This is a genomic window from Effusibacillus consociatus (assembly GCF_042652925.1).
In the GTDB taxonomy this organism is placed as follows: domain Bacteria; phylum Bacillota; class Bacilli; order Tumebacillales; family Effusibacillaceae; genus Effusibacillus; species Effusibacillus consociatus.
Genome location: NZ_JBHSHC010000057.1, coordinates 1 through 1206 on the forward strand (window position 1 = coordinate 1; position 1206 = coordinate 1206).

General features: G+C 48.2%; 2 pseudogenes. Both read right to left on the reverse strand.

What is annotated here, in order from left to right:
• Positions 1–540 (reverse strand): annotated as a pseudogene (locus tag ACFO8Q_RS08410) (hypothetical protein); the annotation flags it as partial.
• 220 nt (positions 541–760) lie between these two features.
• Positions 761–1206 (reverse strand): annotated as a pseudogene (locus tag ACFO8Q_RS08415) (DDE transposase); the annotation flags it as partial.

The following is a 1206-nucleotide window of genomic DNA, read 5'->3' on the forward strand; positions in this document are numbered from 1 at the left end:
ACATATAAAACGAAACTCTATGAAAATAGCTCTAAAATGAAGGTATGTCCAAATAAGCGGGGTTAATCCGTTACGAAGCCGCATCACAAACAAATGAACATCGGTCGGTTTTCCGTTAATACGGATCATTGCCTTGCCAAAGTCGGCTTCAGCAAGTTCTCCAGCATCCGCCGTCAGGGGTACAAACGCCTCCTTCTTCTTGTCACGTAGTCTACGAACCCAGTACCTTACAGTTGACTCTGCTGCATGAAACTCATCCGGATATTCTTCCTTCAGCCGCTCATAGATTCTCGAGGCTACATGTTGTTGCTTTTTGGGTACACCCGGCTGCTTGTCCTCATGAATCCAAGCCTCGATGACCGGGATCCAACGCTCCATGACGGGAATGGGCTTTGGTTTGGTTAGGTTATACTTTGGAATCTCAGCCTCCTGTAGCATTTTGCGCACGGTTTGACGTGAAATCTTACAACTCCTGCTGATTTCACGGATGGACCAACCATCCACAAAGTGCCGTTTCCTGATATACTCTTTATCGATCATCCCATACACGATCCTTTCCTCCTATACGCCAGATTCCGACAAATTTAGCGTACAGGAAAGATAGTAGCTCGGAATTAGAGAGATGAATCCGAGTCTGGACAAGGGGTGAATGGGTCAAAAATCGACCATTTTGTTAACCTTGAAAGCCATTTTCAAAAAATGGGCATGCCAAATAACCCGACAATATCGGGTTTTTAAAAAATATGGAAAAGGCCTGTGACTATGCAGCTAATTGGCTTGCAAACCATTCGTCCAGTGAAGGAAGGTTCGCTTTTCTTGCTTCTTCCAACCATGCGTCGGCATGTTGGCACATGGCAATCAAGTAGACTCGAATGTTCCAGTGACGGGAACTGCGACCTTTAGAGGCTTCGAGTTTGTAATCCACCTTTTGACGCTTGATGCACCGCTCCACTCCAGTCCGTAGGGCATATCGCTGTTTCCATTCCTTGCTGTCGCGCCTGACGCGAGGAAACAGACGAGGATTATCCGAAGTGGATGTGTAGAATGTCCTTCCGTACTCGGAAGGTGAACAAGGATGGGGACACTCCCATTTACCTACTTTGGCGGGACAGCGCCATTTGACGCGTTGACGGCCGGGGCATTTGCCCCAACCGATCATCTTCCGGCCAATCGGGCACACGGGAACGCCGTCCGAACCGATTTCCA